Raw genomic sequence first — 16,062 nt, forward strand, 5'->3', positions numbered from 1 at the left:
CCATGAGCCTCGTCCGCACCCTGCGCATCCTGGCCTCGCAGCGGCCGTCCCTGCCCCCTCGCTCCGTCGCCGACCCCTCGCGGGTGCGCCGTGTGCGCCATGACCACGTGCCCGTGACCTGGATCGATCCCGAGCTCGCGAGCACCGCGACGATCGTGCACCTGCACGGCGGCGCCTACGTGCAGGGCGAGTCCCGGCAGACCTGGGAGTGGCTCGAGGAGGTCGCCCGCCGTGCGGGCACCGCCGGGGCGATGATCCACTACCGCCTCGCTCCCCGCCACCGCTACCCGGCGGCGGTCGACGACGTGCTGCGCGCGCTCGCCGACATGCAGCGCGAGACCGTGCTGCGCCCGGGCCGCTGGGTGCTCTCCGGGGACAGCGCCGGGGCCGGGCTCGCGCTCGCCGTCGCGCAGACCCTCGCCGCCACCGCGGGCGAGGTCCCTGCCGCGCTGCTGCTCGAGTCGCCCTGGTCGGACCTCTCGCGCGAGGATCACGGGGAGGAGAGCCTGAAGGTCGCCGCCCGCCTCTACGCCGGCGCCGTGCCCCGCACCGAGCCGCGGCTCAGCCCCGCGCTCGGCGACCTCACCGGTCTGCCGCCCGTGCACCTCGTCGGCGGGGACCGCGACCCGCTGGTCCACGACAGCCGGCGCCTGATCGCCGCCCTCGCCGAGGCCGGCGCCGAGCACGAGGTCCTCGAACTGCCCGGCAGCGGCCACCAGGTCGCCGTCGCGGCCGACGGTCCTGCGGCGCAGGAGGCGCGACGCTTCCAGATCACCGCCGTCCGCACGGCCCTCGGCATCGACGAGCGCGCCGCCCGCTGACCTGCCGCGACAGCACCCGCCCGGCCGGCGGTGCGCGTCGGCCTCCACGGCACCCGCTCAAAACATGACGCTGTTCAGAATTCCGCGGGGGAGAGGGGTTATCCTCTCGCCATGAGCGGAGCAGACCGAGGGGTCGGCGGGTACGTGATCTGGGACAGCAGTCCGCGGGCGGTCGCGCGGGTGCGCGATGCGGTGGTCGGGCATGCCGCGACCGGGACGCTGCGCCTGGTCGTCCAGCAGCTCGCCCTCCACGAGGAGGGGCGAGAGGTCGGCGTCCACGAGATCATCGACGCGATCGTCGACGTCGGCGGGAACCTCGTCGCCTATCCGGTGCGGGAGGCGGTGCGGGCCGATGCCGCCGCCTCCGCCGCGCTGGACGGCGCCCTGGCCCAGCTGCGGGCCGACATCGCCGAGGAGCTCACCTCTGCGGTCGACTCGCTCGAGGTGGTGCTGGACCGCGACGGTCGCCGCGAGGTGCGGCTGCTGCTGCAGGTCGAGGTCTCCCCGGGCGAGCTGGAGGACGATCCCGCCCCCGCCGCCCTGCACGACGGCGACTTCCACATCCATCACCACGCGCCCGCGCTCGACGACCTGCGCGACCGTGTCGCCGAGCCGGCGCCGAGCCCGCTGCGGCGCGTGCTGGGCCGGATGCGCGAGAGCCTCGCGCACCGACGCGCCTGACGCGCCGAGGCTCTGACGCCCCGGGACGTCTGTCGGTCCGAGGCGCCTGACGCTCCGGGGAGTGACGCTCCCCGTCAGCTGCTCTCGACGACCGGGGCGGAGGCGTGCGTGCCGGTCCCGTCAGCGCCGGCACCCGGGCACATCCCCGCCGCGGTCGCACCCGGCAGCGTCAGCCCCATCGACGCGGCGAGGGTCACGCCGAGATCCGCCCAGGAGCCCTCGACCCCGGCCGGCGGCAGCCCGGGCCCCTGCGCCAGGGCGACCGCCGGGGCGGACGGGTCGCTGACCGCGCGCGGCCCCGCGTAGTAGGGGTCATCGCCCTCGACCAGCGGACGACGGGTGGCGGAGAGGCCGAAGACCGTGCCCGAGGTGCCCTCGAGCACCGCGACCACGTCGGTCTCGGCGGTCGCGCCGACCCCGTCGTCCACCGTGCGCAGCTGCAGGCGCGAGTGCGCGGCGAGCCCCGTGAGGGCCTCGAGGGCGAGGTCCCGCACCGCCGTCCCCTGGCCGCGGCGCACGTGCACCACGCCGCGCGGCCCGTCGGGCCAGACCAGGACGCGGAAGTCCTTCAGGCGGGTGCCCTCGGTGCGGACGAGCCCCTCCTCGGCGAGCACGGCGTTGGGGTGCACGAGCAGCGCGGCGGGGACCAGCCGGCGCCCCGGGACCAGGAGCACGCGGTCCTCGGGACCGGGGGAGAAGGCGCTGAGGATCGCCTCGATCTCCTCGGCCGCATCGCGCAGCGCCCGCGTCGCGGCGGGGGCGTCGAGCCCGGCGGCGCGGCGCGCGATCCCCAGACCGCTCAGCCGCACGGCGAGCAGGTCGATGCGGTCGCGGGCCAGGGCCTCGACGGCGATCTCGGAGACGAGCTCGTCGGGGACGGCCTGGGAGAGCTGCACGCCCATCTCGCGGCGCGGCGCGAGATGGTCGGCGACCATCCGCGGCGAGCTCGTGCGCTCGGCCATGTCCCAGCGGTTGCGGTAGCGGCGCAGGTCCTCGACCAGCGGCAGGCACAGGTCGATGTCGCCGCCGGCCGTCGCGGGCCACTGCAGCGCTGCGGTGCGCAGCCCGGCCTGCCGCGCGGCGGTGAAAAGGCTCGGCGTCGCCATCGCCTCGGCGTACCAGGTGGAACGGCTCTCTGGTCGCTCGGGGTCGAAGGGCTGCTCGGTCGCGACGCCGGTGTGCGCGACGGTGGTGCCGGTGACCAGGGTCGCGAGCGCCGGGGCGGGTTCCGAGGGGCCGCCCGGCCGGATCCGCAGCGGCGAGGCGGCGGCCGCGAGCGCCGCCAGTGGACCGCGCGTGCCCTCTCCGGTGCGTGCGCAGTCGGCGAGGTCCTGCTCGTCGAGCCCGTCGACCGCGATCATCAGGGTCCGTCCCGAATCCATGTGCACCCCCGAGTGTCGTCCGTCGCCGTGCCGGGAACCCTAGGGGTGCAGTCTGGCCGCGGTGCGGGGGGTGGATGAGCAGGCGGTCACCGAGAGGTGAACAGGAGGCGACCTGTGCGGCAGGTCGCCTGGGATCGCGCGGCGGACCGTCCGGGGGAGGTCAGCGCAGCTCGGGGTCCGAGACGTCCGCGCGGCCGGAGTCCGCGTCGAGGCGGCGCCGGATCAGCGCGGCACGGCCGCGGTCGCCGTCGACGGCCTTGTCCACGAGCGGCGTGGTGTCCTGCTCGGGCTCGTCCGGCTGCAGCACCAGCCACACCACGAAGCCGATGGTCAGCAGCAGGAAGCCCGCGCCGAGCAGTGCCATCAGCGGCCAGGTCGCCGCGACGGGGTCCCAGAACGAGCCTCCCGCCGGGGCTGCGTGAGACGGGGCGGCGAGCAGCAGCGCGTCCACGGGCACCCCCTTAGGTCGGGACGGTCGGGCCGGGCAGACGCCCGGACGGCAGGGATCCACGTCAGCATAACCTCGGCCGGAGCGCTGAGGTTATGCTGGGAAAATCATGGCTGACGTTATTGTCGGGCGCTTCGCGCTCATCGACCTGATCGCCAAGGGCGGGTCCGGGTCCGTGTGGCGCGCCTGGGACTCGAAGACCCAGGAGCTGTGCGCCGCGAAGGTCCTGCGCCAACGCGATTCCGCCGACCTCATGCGCTTCGTGCGTGAGAAGGGCGTCAGCTTCGACCATCCGCACCTGCTGACCCCCTACGGCTGGGGTGCTGAGGACGAGCACGTCGTGATCGCGATGCCGCTGGTCTCCGGCGGGACTCTCGAGTCGGTGGTCAAGACCCGCGGCAAGCTGGCCGAGCCCGCCGTCGTGGTGATCCTCGACCAGCTTCTGGACGGGCTCTCCCATGTGCACGCCGAAGGCTGGATCCACCGCGACGTGAAGCCCGCGAACATCATGTTCGAGCCCCGCGGGCGGCAGTTCCCCGTCTCTCGCCTGGCCGACTTCGGGATCGCCGTCCACGAGACCGATGTGCGCTTCACGCACGTCGGCATGGTCAACGGCACCCCCGGCTACATGGCGCCGGAGCTGTTCGCGATGGCGGAGCCCGCCCCCTCCCACGACCTCTACGCCGCGGGCGTGGTCGCGCTGGTCGCGCTGAACGGGCCGATCAAGCTGCACGACGGCGCCTTCCGCCCCGACGAGCTCAGCCAGCTGCTGCGCGGCGTCACCCCGAAGCTCTCCGCTGTGATCCGCCGCCTGGTCGCCGCCCAGCCCGAGGACCGCTACCAGGACGCCGACGCGGTGCGCCGCGATCTGCCGCGCGTGCCGCCCGGCTACCCGCTCACCCACGCCGACGGTGCGCCGCTGACCTTCCAGGACACCCTGGACCCGCTGCCGCCGAACGGCCCGGGCGCGGTCCGTCCCGAGCGGCCCGCCGCCCAGGTCGCGCCCTCCTCGATGGAGGCGATCCGCGCCGGCCAGGTCCAGCAGGGCTTCTCCGTCGGCTCGGCCTCGCCGCAGACGGGCCCGCAGTGGGCGCAGGGGCAGGGCCCCGGCGGCCAGGGCCCTGTCGGCGGAGGCCCCGCGGGTGGTCAGGGACCGGGCGCGGGCGGTCCCGGCACCCGCCCCGGCCAGCCCGGCCCGGGCACCTCGCCCCACACCTTCGCCGGCACCACCACGACCACCGGCGGCACGACGGGTGGACGCCCGCCGCGCGACCGCAGCACCATGATCGCGATCGGGCTCGGCGCGGGCTCCGCACTGGTGCTCGGCGTGATCGTCGCGATCGTGCTGCTGGTGATCTTCGACGGGACCGCGACCGCTCTGCCGGAGGGGCCGGCGGCCGACGGGGCCGCCATCGCCCAGGTCGAGGCGGCAGAGGATCTCCCCGCCGCCGACGGGCACCCCGCCTGACCACCCGGCCCCGCGCCCCGATCAGCGCGCGATGGTGTCCAGGGACTGCACGAGCCCCTCGCGCCGCGGGTCCATGAGCATCTCCACCTGCAGCGCCGACGGCGCCGTCGCGGTGCTGCCGGCTGACCCGGCTCCACCGGCAGCCGCCCCGCTGCCGCTCGCGCTCCCCGCCGAGCCCGCACCGCTTCGGGCGGGCACCGTCCAGCGCAGCCGTGCCCGGCTCAGCACCTGGGCGTCCTCGACCCGCAGCGCCTCGAGCGCCGAGGTGTCGAGACCGGTCGCGGCCAGCGCCTTCTCCAGTCGGCGGCGTCGCTCCGCCCGCGGCACGTCCAGGTCCATGTTGTCCGCGAACCAGGCGTCGGCCAGGGCGTCCTCGTCCGTGCGCAGCCAGTCCAGCGCCGCGCTGGCCGCCTCGAGGGTGTGCGGCGCCGGCTCCGGCGCGCGACGGGCCAGCAGCTCCGGCGCCTCGCGCTGCAGGATCCGCAGCGCCTGCATCGACAGGGGAGTGGCCGGGGCGTACTTCGAGTTCGCCAGCGCCACGACGCCCACGCCGGAGTCGCGGTGCCAGACCATGAACGAGCCGTAGCCCGGGTAACCGCCGGAATGGGAGATCACCTCGCCCAGGTCCGGGAAGTGCTCGATCACCAGGCCGAAGCCGTAGCCGCGCACCCGGTCGAAGCCGGGGGAGACCCCGTCCTGTCCGGCGGGGAGCGGCGCGAGCGCCTGATGGCGGTGCAGCTGCTGCATCTCCCGGCGGGAGGCGGTCGCGAGCGGTCCCGCCCCGCGCGAGGCGCTGCCCTCGGCGTCGGCCGCGGCGAGGAAGCGCCCCCAGGTCGCCACGTCGTCGACGCTCGAGAACAGCCCCGCCATCGCCCCGTACACGCCGGGGGAGTCCAGCGGCACGGCCTCGAAGCGGGTCGCGTCGGTGCGGTCGGCGAGCCGGTGCCCGGTCGCGAGGCGGCCGGTGTCGATCTCGCCGGCGGACCAGCCCGTGGCCGTGAGGCCGAGCGGGTCCAGGAAGCGGCGACGGATCTCGGTCGCGTAGTCCGAGCCGGTGACCTCGTCGATCACCCGGCCCAGCAGCGCGTAGCCGGTGTTGGAGTACTCGAACCCGTCGCCGGGCCGGTGCACGTGGCCGAGCCCGCTGCGGAGCACGGCGGCGAACTCCTCGCGGGTCATCGCCTCCTGGCGGTCGCCCCAGGGGTTGTCGGTGATCAGCCCGGCGTCCATGGTCAGCAGGCGGCGCAGGGTCGGCTCGCGGTCGTCGTCCGCGAGCTCGAAGGCACCCTCCGCCTCGGGCACGTGCGCGGAGATCGGGTCGTCCAGCGACAGCCGGCCCTCGTCGCGCAGGGCGAGGATCGTCGCGGCGGTGAAGGACTTCGTCATCGAGGCGATGCGGGAGACGGTCGCACGGTCCATCGGGGAGGAGCCGGGGGCCGGGCGGCCGTCCGCGAGCTCGCGGTGCCCGGCCGCGCCGTGGGCGAGGATCGCCTGATCGTGGGCGTAGCCGCCGATGATCGCCCAGGTCACGCCCGAGGTGCGGTGCTCGGCGACGGCGTTCTCGGCGAGGGCGGCGATGGCGGTGACCGCCTCCGCGGGGACGTGGGGACGGGGGCTCTCGGCGCTGGACGGCATGGATTCCACTGTAGTGCGGCACGGCGACCGCGCCGACCGGACGCGCTGCCGCTGTGGACGGCCCGATCGTGGACCGCGCTGCGGGCGCTCAGTCCCGCTCCGGGCCTCCGCCCGTCCCGTCGACAGGCTCCCCGCCCGACCCGTCCACCAGCTCCCCACCCGGGTGCCCGGCCGGGCCTCCGCTCGACGCCTCCGCGGTCCCCGCGTGGTAGAACGCAGCGATGATCGCGGCCACCTCCTCGCCGACCACCTCGGCCAGGCGCGCGGGATCGGTGTGCCGCGGGTCGTAGGGCGCAGGCTCCGGCGCCGCCTCCGCCTCGTCCGACGCGTCGGGCGGCCCGTCGCCGGAGCCGTGCGCGTCCTCGCCGCGGGGCGGGCCCGCGGCGCCCGCCGCCGGGGCCACCGGTGCGACGAGCTCCTCGAGCCGGATCCCGCGCAGGGTCAGCAGGTGCACGGGATGCTCGTCCACCGCCTCCACCAGCACGTACACCAGCGCGGAGACGTGACGGCAGGGACCGGGCCAGTCCAGGCAGTCGCAGTCGTGGGAGAGCTCGGCGGCGTCCCGCGGCAGCAGCGAGAGCATCGAGGGGGCGAGCTCGGTCTCGATCTGCTCGGGATAGGTGCCGGCGGCCAGACGTGCGGGCAGCTCGGGATGGGCGCGGGCGACCTGCAGGAACACCTCCCGGTCCCCGTCGCGATAGGCGGGCAGGTCCAGACGGGCCTGGTGCAGGCCGCCATCGGGGTCCTCGACCGCGGCGCGGGCGGCGCCCGGCTCGACCTCGAGCCACTGCACGCGGCCGGCGCGCGCGTCGGTGCGGCCGCGGCCGGCCCTGCCCGGTCCGAGGAGCCGCTCGGCGGCCTCGCGCAGGGCGACCGCCTGCCACGCTGTGCCGATCGGCCCCCGACGAGAGCGCAGCTGGATGCTCATCGGATCCCGTCCCCTCGGTCCTCGTCCGTCTCGTCCAGGGAGAGCAGATCCAGCAGGCGGTCGTCGTCGAGCTGGGCGAGCCAGTCCTCCCCGTGACCCACCGTGAGGTCGGCCAGGGCCTGTTTGTCCTCGAGTACGGTGTCGATCTTCTCCTCGACCGTCCCGGCGCTGACCAGCGTGTTCACGGTGACGTCGCGGCGCTGGCCGATCCGGAAGGCACGGTCGGTGGCCTGGTTCTCCACCGCCGGGTTCCACCAGCGGTCCAGGTGCACCACATGGTTCGCGGCCGTGAGGGTCAGGCCCGTGCCGCCGGCGCGCAGGCTCAGCAGCATCAGCCCCGGCCGGTCCCGCTGCTCCTGGAACTCGGCGACCATCGCGTCCCGGTCGCGCTTGGCGACCCCGCCGTGGAGGAAGGGCACCGAGTCGATGCCGAGCTCGGCGAAGCGCTCGGTCCAGTAGGGGACCAGCAGGTGCCCGAAGGTGGTGAACTGCGTGAACAGCAGCGCCTTCTCGCCCTTCTCGAAGGCGGAGGTGAGCAGGTCGTCCACCAGCTCCAGTTTGCCCGAGCGGTGCTCGCCGCCGCGCACCAGCGGCGAGCCGTCCCCGAGATAGTGGGCGGGGTGGTTGCACACCTGCTTCAGCCGGGTGATCGCGGAGACCACGAGGGTGCGCCGCTTGTTCTGCTCGGCCCCGTCGAGCTGGACCATCAGCTCGTTCACGATCGCCTCGTAGAGCCCGGCCTGCTCGGGGGTCAGGTTCACCACCCGCTGCAGCTCGATCTTCTCGGGCAGGTCCTGGATGATCGAGCGATCCGTCTTCACCCGTCGCAGGATGAACGGCGAGGTCACGAAGCGCAGGCGGCTGATCGCGCTCGCATCGCCGTCCTCCTCGATCGGGGTGGCGATCCGCTCCTGGAAGCTCGCCGCGCTGCCCAGCAGGCCCGGGTTCACCGCCTCCATCAGGGAGTGCAGGTCGCCGAGGCGGTTCTCGACCGGGGTGCCGGTCATCGCCAGGCGGTGCGGGGCCTGCAGTGCGCGGGCGGCCTGCGTGACCTGCGTGCCGGGGGTCTTCACGTGCTGCGCCTCGTCGAACACGATCCGGTGCCAGGGCACGGCCTGCAGCAGCGGCAGGTCCCGGGCCAGCAGCGAATAGGTGGTGATCACGAGGTCGAGGTCGGAGGCGCCGTCGACGAAGGACTCGTCCCGCAGCCGGTCCCCGCCGTGGTGCACGTGCACCGAGAGATAGGGCGCGAACTTCTCCGCCTCGCGCTGCCACGCCCCGACCACGGACATCGGGCACACCAGCAGGGTGGGGCCGACGGGCATGGGCGGGATCTCGCGTCGGTCCGTGAGCGGGCTGTCCACCAGGCGCTCCCTGCGCACCCCCTCCCGCTCCCGGCACAGCAGCGCGAGGACCTGCATCGTCTTGCCGAGCCCCATGTCGTCGGCGAGGATCCCGCCGAGGGACTGCGTATCCAGCGCCCACAGCCAGTTCAGCCCGTCGAGCTGGTAGGGCCGCAGCGTGGCCTGCAGCGTCTCGGGCTGCGGATAGGGGTAGGGGCCCTCCGCGCCGGGCAGCAGCCGGGCGAGGCCCCGGCTGCCGCCGGAGACCAGGGCGGACATTCCGAAGTCGACGTCGGCGACCTCGGGGGAGAGGATCATCGAGAACATCTCGATCCACGGCGCGCGCCCCTCCATCTCGGCGGGGACCGGTGCGGGTGGCGGCAGCGCCGGTGCGGCGGGGCGGTCCGGCCTTCGCCGGGAGTCGCGGGCTCGCTCCGCCTCCTCGCGGTGCCCCTCCTGCACCTGGCCGTCCTCGCCGGTGGCGAGCCGGTTGCTGCGGGTGCGGCGGCTGAACGCGTCGAGGAACCGCTCGGCGGCGCGGAGGGTGGTGGGGTCCAGGCGCACCCACTGGCCGCGCAGCTGCACGATCTCGGCCTGCGCTTCGCGGATCTGCGCGATCTCCTCCTCGGTGAGCTCCGTGTCGCCGACGGCGACCCGCCAGCGGAAGGACGCCATCGCCCCGAGCCCCACCCCGGAGCCCTTGCGCTCGCCGGGCTCCTCCTCGGCCTCCTGGGGGCGCAGGGTGGTGCGCTGGGCGGTCCAGTCGCGGGGCAGCAGCACCGTCACCCCGGCCTGCTCGAGCGCGGGGGTGTCCAGGGCGAGGAAGGCGGAGGCCTCCTCGGTGGTCAGCAGCCAGTCCACGCCGGTGTCGTCCACGGCGGCGGTGCGCACGGTGGGGGCCAGTCGCAGCACGGCGGCGGAGGCCTCGGCGGCGCCGGCGGCGGTGAGGTCGCCGACGGCGCGGAGGTCCGCGACGGGGTGCACGGTCCCGTCGTCCTCGCGCAGGCAGGTCTGCAGCGGCCAGGCCGTGCCGACCGGCGGCTGGAACAGCCGCACCACCAGTTCGCTGTCCCCGGGGCCGAGCCGCACGCCGGGGCGGCCGGAGTCGACGAAGGCGTCGAAGGCGGTGGTGAGGCGGCGCTGGGCGGGCAGGTCGGCGCGCAGCTCGCCGTCGTCGGCCAGCGCCCACAGCACCCCGGTCGGATCGGCGGACGGCGGCGGGGCGCTGCGCAGGTGCTCGGCGAAGGCGGTGCGGGCATGGCCGTCGACCAGCGCGTGCAGCAGCGGCGGCGCCGCGGGATCGGGGGCGCGCCACTGCATGACGGGCCGGCCGTAGCGCTCGGTCGCGCGGGCGCGCAGGTGCCGTGCGGCGAGCAGCTCCTGGGCGCGGAGGTCCAGCACGCAGGCGGCCAGCAGGTTCGGCATCGCGATCAGGGCGTCGGCGAGGCGGGCGGCGGTCCCGTCGGCGAGCAGCTCGGCCAGCCGGTCCGTCAGCTCGTCCCCGAAGCGCGCCTCGAGCAGGGCGGTCGCGGCGCCGACCAGGCCCGTCAGGCCCGTGCCGGACAGCGGCAGGGCGGGCAGGCGACGGTCCCCGTCCTTACCGGGGATCCGCACGCGGTGGCGCAGCTGGTCGGGGGCGTCCTCGAGCGCCGCCGCGATCGCGGCGGGGGCGTCGGCGCGCAGGCCGGCGAGGTCCTCCAGGGCGCGGGAACGGCGCGGGCCGGTCTGCTCGGCCACCCACAGTGCGGGCCCGAGGTCCTCGTCGACGACGAGGTGGAGGCGGCGATCGGGCATGGCGCCCACCCTAGGCGTCGGCGCCGACGGACGAGCCGGTCGGCGCCGCGCTGTGGACGGCCGCGCGGGGCGGGACGCTGGGGAGGAACGGTCCGGACGGCCGCGGGGACGTCCCCGGCGCGGCCCGACCGCGCTCGGCCGACCTGCTCGCGGCCCGCCCGTCCACCGCCCGCCCGTTCACCGCCCGACGGCTCACAGCCCGTCGACGATGAGCGCGGTCGCGTCCAGCCAGGCCTTCTTGGTGGCCTTGGAGACCCGGCTCCAGTCCAGGTGGGTGCCGTCGACGAACTGCTGCTCGTAGGGCACCTCGGCGACCGCGCGGGTGTGCGCGCCGAAGTGCGCGAGCAGGCGCGAGCGCAGCGTCGGATCGAACTTCCCCTTGGAGGAGTGGGACAGGATCGTCACCGCGTGGTCGACCTGCTCGCCCAGCCCCGTCGCGCGCAGCTCGTCGATCATCCAGGCCGCGGCGTTGAAGGTGTCCTCGCGGACGGTGGAGATGATCACCAGCTGGTCGGCGCTCTTCACGGCGGCGAGCCAGTTCGAGGCGCGCACGTTGTTGCCGGTGTCGATCACCTTGATGCGGTAGAAGCGCGAGAGCGCCTCGTCGAGCTCGCCGAAGGCGTGGTCGTCGATCAGCGCGGCCGAGCCCGGGTCCTCGTCCGAGGCGAGGATGTCGAAGCGCATCTCGCCCTGCGGCCGGACGTACGGGTCGAGGTCCGCGTTGCTCGCCGAGGGGGAGCGGAGCGACTCGATGTCGTGCAGCAGGTCCACGGCCGTGCGGTGGTGCTCGGTGGGCACGCCGCGCCAGCCGAGGGTGCCGCGGGTCTCGTTGTTGTCCCAGGCCAGGACGTTGCCGCCGCGGCTCACGCCGAGGGTCGCGGCGATCATGAGGGAGGCGGTGGTCTTGTGGGCGCCGCCCTTGAGGTTCACCACCGCGATGTTCCGCGGGCCGTCCAGGGGTCGACGGATCCGCTCCAGGCGCTCGATCTCCAGACGCTCCTTCTTCCCGGGGCCGGGGGAGATCACCCCGCGGGTGGCGCGCGTGATGACGCCGCGGAACCCGCGGGTGGCCTTCACCTTCCGGTGCTTCGCGGTCGAGGACTGCAGGTCCTGCAGGGTGGGGCGCCCGTCGGCGGGCACCGTCGCGCGCGAGGGCAGCGGCCGCTTCGCCGCGGGGGTCGACGACGCGGCGGACGGCGCAGGGGCGGAGACCCCGGGGGAGGACGGTGCGGGGGCGGCCGACGGTGCGGACGGCGCGGAGACGGCCGAGGGCGCGGACGGTGCGGAGACGGCCGAGGGCGCGGACGGTGCGGAACGGGCCGAGCGGGCCGACGGCGCGGAGGCCGCCGAGGAGGCGGAGGCGGCCGAGGCCGCGGAGCTCGAGGCGGACGCGACAGCCGACGGTGCGGACGCCGAGGACGCGGCCGCTGACGGTGCGACACCGGCCACCGGCACGTCGCCGGCCTCGGGAGCGAACGGCGAGATGCGGGCGTGCTCGCCCGTCGTCACCGCCGCATGCTCCCCGGTCGACTCGGCGGAGCCGCCGGCGGAGCCCGGTACGGTGCTCGGCGGCTTCGCGGCGGCCCGGCGCCGGCGCGCGCGGTGCGGACGCGCAGCAGGGGCACCCTCGGCGTCGACCGCGGGCTGCTCGCCGGTGACCATGAGCGGCGGCGCGATCAGCGGATCGTCGGCCCCGGGGCCGAAGAGCGGGCGGTCGTCGGCCTCGCGCGGGGAGATCCGCCCGCTCGGCTCGACGCGCAGGTGGTGACGCACGTCGGGCTCGACGATGACCACGTCGAGCTCCTCGTCGGCGCTCTTGGCGGAGGTGATGAAGACCTGCTTGACCCGGTCCCGGATCTCGGGGAGGTCGGCCCCGGAGACCTCGACGGACTCGTCCGCGAGATGCACCGTGGCGGTCGTCTCGGAGGTGATGCGCGCCTGCGCGATCATCTGGTCATCCCTTCCATGCTGAGCGCCGCCGGACGGGGTCCGCGGCAGAGGTCCGGGACCACTCTACGGGCGCGGCGGCCCCCTCCCGCGCCTACAGTGGCGGCGTGCACATCACGTCCCTCAGCGACCCGGCCGTGCCCGGTGCGGACGAGGACGCGGCGGGGGTGCTGGGCGAGGTCGCCGTGGTCCTGGACGGGGCCGGGGTGCCCGCCCGCTTCCGCTCCGGCTGCCGCCACGGCGTCGCCTGGTTCTCCCACTCCCTCGCCTCCCGCCTCCTCGCCCGCGCCCAGGACCCCGCCGTCCCGCTCGCCGGCGCACTCGCCGCCGCGATCGGCGAGGTCCGCTCCCTGCACGAGCACGAGTGCGACCTCGAGGCGGGCGGTCCCTCGGCCACCGTCGCCGCGGTGCGCCGCACCGGGACGCATCTCGAGCACCTCGTGCTCTGCGACGCCTCCCTGCTCCTGGAGCACTGCGACGGCTCCGTCGTGCGCCTGACCGACCGGCGGATCGAGGAGGTGGTGCGCCGCGAGCGCGGCGCCGAGGCGATCGAGGCGTGCCGCAACGCCCCCGGCGGCTTCTGGGTCGCCCGTCACGAGCCGGCGGCCGCGGACGAGGCGCTGACGGGCCGGGTCCCGCTCGCGGACCTCGCGGCCGTCCATCTGCTCAGCGACGGCGTGACCCGGGCGGTGGAGCTGCTGGGGCTGCACGACGACGACTCGCTCGCTCGCGCCCTCTGCGCGGATCCGCGGGCGGTGATCTCCTCGATCCGGCGAGCGGAGGACGCGCTGGACCCGGAGCGGGCACCGCGCAAGCGCCACGACGACGCGACCTCGCTCACCCTCCATCTCCGAGCGCCCACCACGGGGGATCGGGCATCTCGGACCAATCGCCCCTGAGGCGCGGCTGGGAGAACCGTGCATGCACGGAGGGAGCGCGGAGCCGACGTCGAGGGTGACCGGAGCGCCGACCATCCGGCCGGGCGACGGCGCCGCGTTCGCGAAGGGCCCTCCGGCCGCGTCTCTTGACGCTTTCATGGGGATCGCTCGACCTTTTCCCGGCGTGTCGTCCGAGCTATGTTTCCTGCACGTCACCTGCAAGAACAGGGAGCCCCCTTGCGTTTACAGACGGCGATCCAGGGCCTAGACTCGGTCTCACGACGTCGATCGGGAAGGCGTTGCGAGCCCCAGCGGGGAGCGTGACGTGAAGAACAGACGGAGTCGGTCTTCGGGGGATGAAACCCCCGCGTTCGGCTGGTAGTGTTCCGAGCGTCGGAAGACATTGAAAATTTGAGAGATGTGCCGTTCCTCAAGACCCCCCTCATGGGGAGCGGCCGGACGGGCGACAATGCCAGGTTCCCCCACCTGTGGCAGCCCGTCCAGCCTGTTCGCCCGCACCCACCCCTGACGGACGACAGGCCTGACGAGCGGTCCGTGAGCCCCCGACACTGTCGGCTGAGAGCTCCGGGCCGCTCGTCGCATTCCATGGCAGTTCCCCGCCGGTCCCGCACGGCCGACAGCGCGGCCGGAGCACGGCACGCGCGACCGGCGACCCAGCCGGAGCCCGGCAGACCCGGTCGGCGCGCAGCGGACGCGGCCGGAGCGCGCCGGGCCCGGAGCGGGGACGACCCCGCCCGGCCCGGCGCCTCAGGACCCCAGGACCGCGACGTCGCTGCCCGGGTCCAGGCGGTAGCCGGCGCCGCGCACCGTCGAGATCAGGCGGCGGTAGCGGCCGAGCTTGGTGCGCACGCGGCGCACGTGCACGTCGACCGTGCGCTCACCGGTGTCCTCGGGCGCATCGGCCCAGACCGACTCCATGAGCTCGGTGCGGGAGATGGTGCGGCGCGAGTCGCGGGCCAGCTTGGCCAGCAGCTCGAACTCCTTGTGGGTGAAGTCCACATCCTGCCCGTCGATCCGCACCCGTCGGCCGAACAGGTCGATGACCAGCGAGTCCTCAGGGGCCAGGGAGGGGCTCGCGGGGCTGACGGCCGTGGCCTGCAGCTGGCGGCGGCGGGCCGCCTCCGCGTCGCGGCGCGCCGGCGAGTTCGGGGAGACGATCCCCTTGCGGCGCGGCCGCAGCGGGCTCACCGCGGCGGCACCCTGGGCGCGGGGCGGCAGGGGGCGGGTCGTGCCGCGGCCGGTCGCGGCGAAGGGACGGGGGCTGTCCACCGAGACCGTGGTGCGGCCGTCGCGGGCGGCGACCAGGCGCTGGGCCCGGGTGCGCAGCTCGTCGGCGATGAGCGCGGCCTCGACGTCACCGGTCCCGGCGGGCAGGGAGACCGACACCGTGATGGTGACGGCGTCCTCGGTGGCGACGGGGCGCGAGGTGGTCCCGCCCACCCGCTGCAGGCGGGGAGCCGCGGACCGGGTATGCGCGGCGGTGCTGCTGGTGGTGCTGGTGGTGGGGCGATCCAGGGCGATGGTCATGATGCGAGTTCTCCGAGATGCGGCGCGTCCTGCGCGGCGGGCGGTGGGCCCGGGATCCCTGGGTGATCGACGCCTGAGGCGGATCGGTGAGGGGCGTGCTCCCGGTGGCACCTGGAGCCCGCGCCCTCCGGCCGGCTCCTGTCAGCCGATCTCGGAGAGGTCGTGAGCGCTCAGAGGCTCGGCTGACGATGCATCATCGGCATCATCATCATGAACATCATCGCGCGCATGGCGGAGCGGACCACCCGGGGGGCGGTCTCGCGGTGCGCGGCGATCGAGGTCATGACACGAGGATGCCCCGCCCCGTCCCGAGGAGCAAGCGGCTGTTCACATTCCGGGACGGCGACGGGGCGTCAGGGTCCTGCGTCGAGGCCCTCGCGGAGGGCCTTCGTGCAGGTCAGTGGCCGCGTTCTCAGTCGACGACCCCGAAGAGGCGGTCGCCGGCATCGCCGAGGCCCGGCACGATGTAGCCCTTCTCGTCGAGCTTCTCGTCGATCGCGGCGGTGACCACGGTGAGGTCGATCGCGGGGTCCAGCTGCTCCTCGAGCGCCTTCAGCCCCTCCGGCGCGCACAGCAGGGTCACGCAGGTGATGTCCTTCGCGCCGCGCTCGTGGAGGTACTCGCAGGAGGCGATGAGGGTGTGGCCAGTGGCGAGCATCGGGTCCAGCACGAAGCACTGACGGCCCGAGAGGTCCTCGGGCAGACGGTTCGCGTAGGTGGTGACCTCGAGGGTCTCGTCGTTGCGGACCATGCCCAGGAAGCCCACCTCGGCCGTGGGCAGCAGGCGGGTGAGGCCGTCCAGCATGCCCAGGCCCGCGCGGAGGATCGGCACGACCATCGGCTTGGGGTTGGTCAGGCGGGTGCCGGTCATCGTGGTCACCGGCGTCTCGATCTCCACCGGCGCGACGGCGACGTTGCGGGTCGCCTCGTAGGCCAGCAGGGTCACCAGCTCGTCGGCGAGCTGGCGGAACACCGAGGAATGGGTGGCGCGATTGCGCAGCACCGACAGCTTGTGGGCGACGAGGGGGTGGTCGATCTCCAGAACGCGCATGGGAGGGAATCTACCGGAGCGATCGGGGAGCGGCCGACCCATCGGCAGCGCGCGTGCGGAACCCCTCCCGCGGGTACCGCCGCCGAGGTGCGCAAGTTCGGTCGGGCGGCGTGGCCGGGCCGTGCGGATACTGGAGCC

General features: G+C 74.9%; 12 protein-coding genes. 4 read left to right on the forward strand and 8 right to left on the reverse strand.

All coding sequences use genetic code 11. The features are described 5' to 3' along the window. Positions 1-2 precede the first annotated feature (2 nt). Both DS079_RS11730 and DS079_RS11735 read left to right on the forward strand, forming a co-directional pair. Positions 3-821 (forward strand): alpha/beta hydrolase, encoded by an 819-nt coding sequence (locus DS079_RS11730; protein ID WP_126987938.1) that lies wholly within the window; start codon positions 3-5, stop codon positions 819-821. A 111-nt stretch (positions 822-932) separates the two neighbouring features. After that, positions 933-1,502 carry a hypothetical protein gene (locus DS079_RS11735; RefSeq protein ID WP_126987940.1) on the forward strand — a complete coding sequence of 190 codons (570 nt, stop codon included), beginning with the start codon at positions 933-935 and terminating at the stop codon, positions 1,500-1,502. Between the two features lie 74 nt (positions 1,503-1,576). On the opposite strand, the gene DS079_RS11740 is transcribed toward DS079_RS11735, so the two are convergent. Beyond that, the gene (locus tag DS079_RS11740) at positions 1,577-2,884 is read right to left on the reverse strand and encodes an alkaline phosphatase family protein (protein WP_241237634.1); all 1,308 of its coding nucleotides are present in this window, start codon (positions 2,882-2,884) and stop codon (positions 1,577-1,579) included. Between the two features lie 160 nt (positions 2,885-3,044). Then, a complete protein-coding gene (locus DS079_RS11745) occupies positions 3,045-3,335 on the reverse strand; it encodes a hypothetical protein (protein ID WP_126987942.1) in 291 nt (96 codons plus the stop codon). A gap of 106 nt (positions 3,336-3,441) precedes the next feature. Between DS079_RS11745 and DS079_RS11750 the strand changes: the two genes are divergently transcribed. Further along, positions 3,442-4,800: a serine/threonine-protein kinase gene (locus tag DS079_RS11750; protein ID WP_126987944.1), complete on the forward strand. Its 1,359-nt coding sequence runs from the start codon at positions 3,442-3,444 to the stop codon at positions 4,798-4,800. Between the two features lie 21 nt (positions 4,801-4,821). On the opposite strand, the gene DS079_RS11755 is transcribed toward DS079_RS11750, so the two are convergent. From DS079_RS11755 to DS079_RS11770, 4 genes are all read right to left on the reverse strand, one after another. Then, entirely contained in the window at positions 4,822-6,435 is a 1,614-nt protein-coding gene (locus DS079_RS11755) for a serine hydrolase domain-containing protein (protein WP_126987946.1), read from the reverse strand. Positions 6,436-6,523: 88 nt separating this feature from the next. Next, complete coding sequence (locus DS079_RS11760) at positions 6,524-7,363, reverse strand: SWIM zinc finger family protein (RefSeq protein WP_126987948.1); 840 nt, start codon at positions 7,361-7,363, stop codon at positions 6,524-6,526. Next, entirely contained in the window at positions 7,360-10,500 is a 3,141-nt protein-coding gene (locus tag DS079_RS11765) for a DEAD/DEAH box helicase (RefSeq protein ID WP_126987950.1), read from the reverse strand. The genes DS079_RS11760 and DS079_RS11765 overlap by 4 nt, the downstream gene beginning before the upstream one ends. Before the next feature lie 192 nt (positions 10,501-10,692). Further along, positions 10,693-12,450, reverse strand: coding sequence for a MinD/ParA family ATP-binding protein (locus DS079_RS11770; RefSeq protein ID WP_126987952.1), 1,758 nt, complete (start codon positions 12,448-12,450; stop codon positions 10,693-10,695). Positions 12,451-12,554: 104 nt separating this feature from the next. On the opposite strand from DS079_RS11770, the gene DS079_RS11775 reads away from it, so the two are divergent. Then, complete coding sequence (locus DS079_RS11775; RefSeq protein ID WP_126987954.1) at positions 12,555-13,346, forward strand: protein phosphatase 2C domain-containing protein; 792 nt, start codon at positions 12,555-12,557, stop codon at positions 13,344-13,346. 747 nt (positions 13,347-14,093) lie between these two features. Here the strand turns inward: DS079_RS11775 and DS079_RS11780 are convergent. Further along, the gene (locus DS079_RS11780; protein ID WP_126987956.1) at positions 14,094-14,873 is read right to left on the reverse strand and encodes a winged helix-turn-helix domain-containing protein; all 780 of its coding nucleotides are present in this window, start codon (positions 14,871-14,873) and stop codon (positions 14,094-14,096) included. A gap of 412 nt (positions 14,874-15,285) precedes the next feature. After that, complete coding sequence (upp, locus tag DS079_RS11785) at positions 15,286-15,924, reverse strand: uracil phosphoribosyltransferase (protein ID WP_010550798.1); 639 nt, start codon at positions 15,922-15,924, stop codon at positions 15,286-15,288. Positions 15,925-16,062: the final 138 nt, after the last annotated feature.

It is taken from the genome of Brachybacterium paraconglomeratum (assembly GCF_003994255.1).
Classification (GTDB): Bacteria; Actinomycetota; Actinomycetes; order Actinomycetales; family Dermabacteraceae; genus Brachybacterium; species Brachybacterium conglomeratum.

Coding starts and splice junctions, on each gene's coding strand:
- DS079_RS11730 (WP_126987938.1), top strand. CDS start 3: ATGAGCCTCGTCCGCACCCTGCGCATCCTGGCCTCGCAGCGGCCGTCC.
- DS079_RS11735 (WP_126987940.1), top strand. CDS start 933: ATGAGCGGAGCAGACCGAGGGGTCGGCGGGTACGTGATCTGGGACAGC.
- DS079_RS11740 (WP_241237634.1), bottom strand. CDS start 2,884: ATGGATTCGGGACGGACCCTGATGATCGCGGTCGACGGGCTCGACGAG.
- DS079_RS11750 (WP_126987944.1), top strand. CDS start 3,442: ATGGCTGACGTTATTGTCGGGCGCTTCGCGCTCATCGACCTGATCGCC.
- DS079_RS11755 (WP_126987946.1), bottom strand. CDS start 6,435: ATGCCGTCCAGCGCCGAGAGCCCCCGTCCCCACGTCCCCGCGGAGGCG.
- DS079_RS11760 (WP_126987948.1), bottom strand. CDS start 7,363: ATGAGCATCCAGCTGCGCTCTCGTCGGGGGCCGATCGGCACAGCGTGG.
- DS079_RS11765 (WP_126987950.1), bottom strand. CDS start 10,500: ATGCCCGATCGCCGCCTCCACCTCGTCGTCGACGAGGACCTCGGGCCC.
- DS079_RS11770 (WP_126987952.1), bottom strand. CDS start 12,450: ATGATCGCGCAGGCGCGCATCACCTCCGAGACGACCGCCACGGTGCAT.
- DS079_RS11780 (WP_126987956.1), bottom strand. CDS start 14,873: ATGACCATCGCCCTGGATCGCCCCACCACCAGCACCACCAGCAGCACC.
- upp (WP_010550798.1), bottom strand. CDS start 15,924: ATGCGCGTTCTGGAGATCGACCACCCCCTCGTCGCCCACAAGCTGTCG.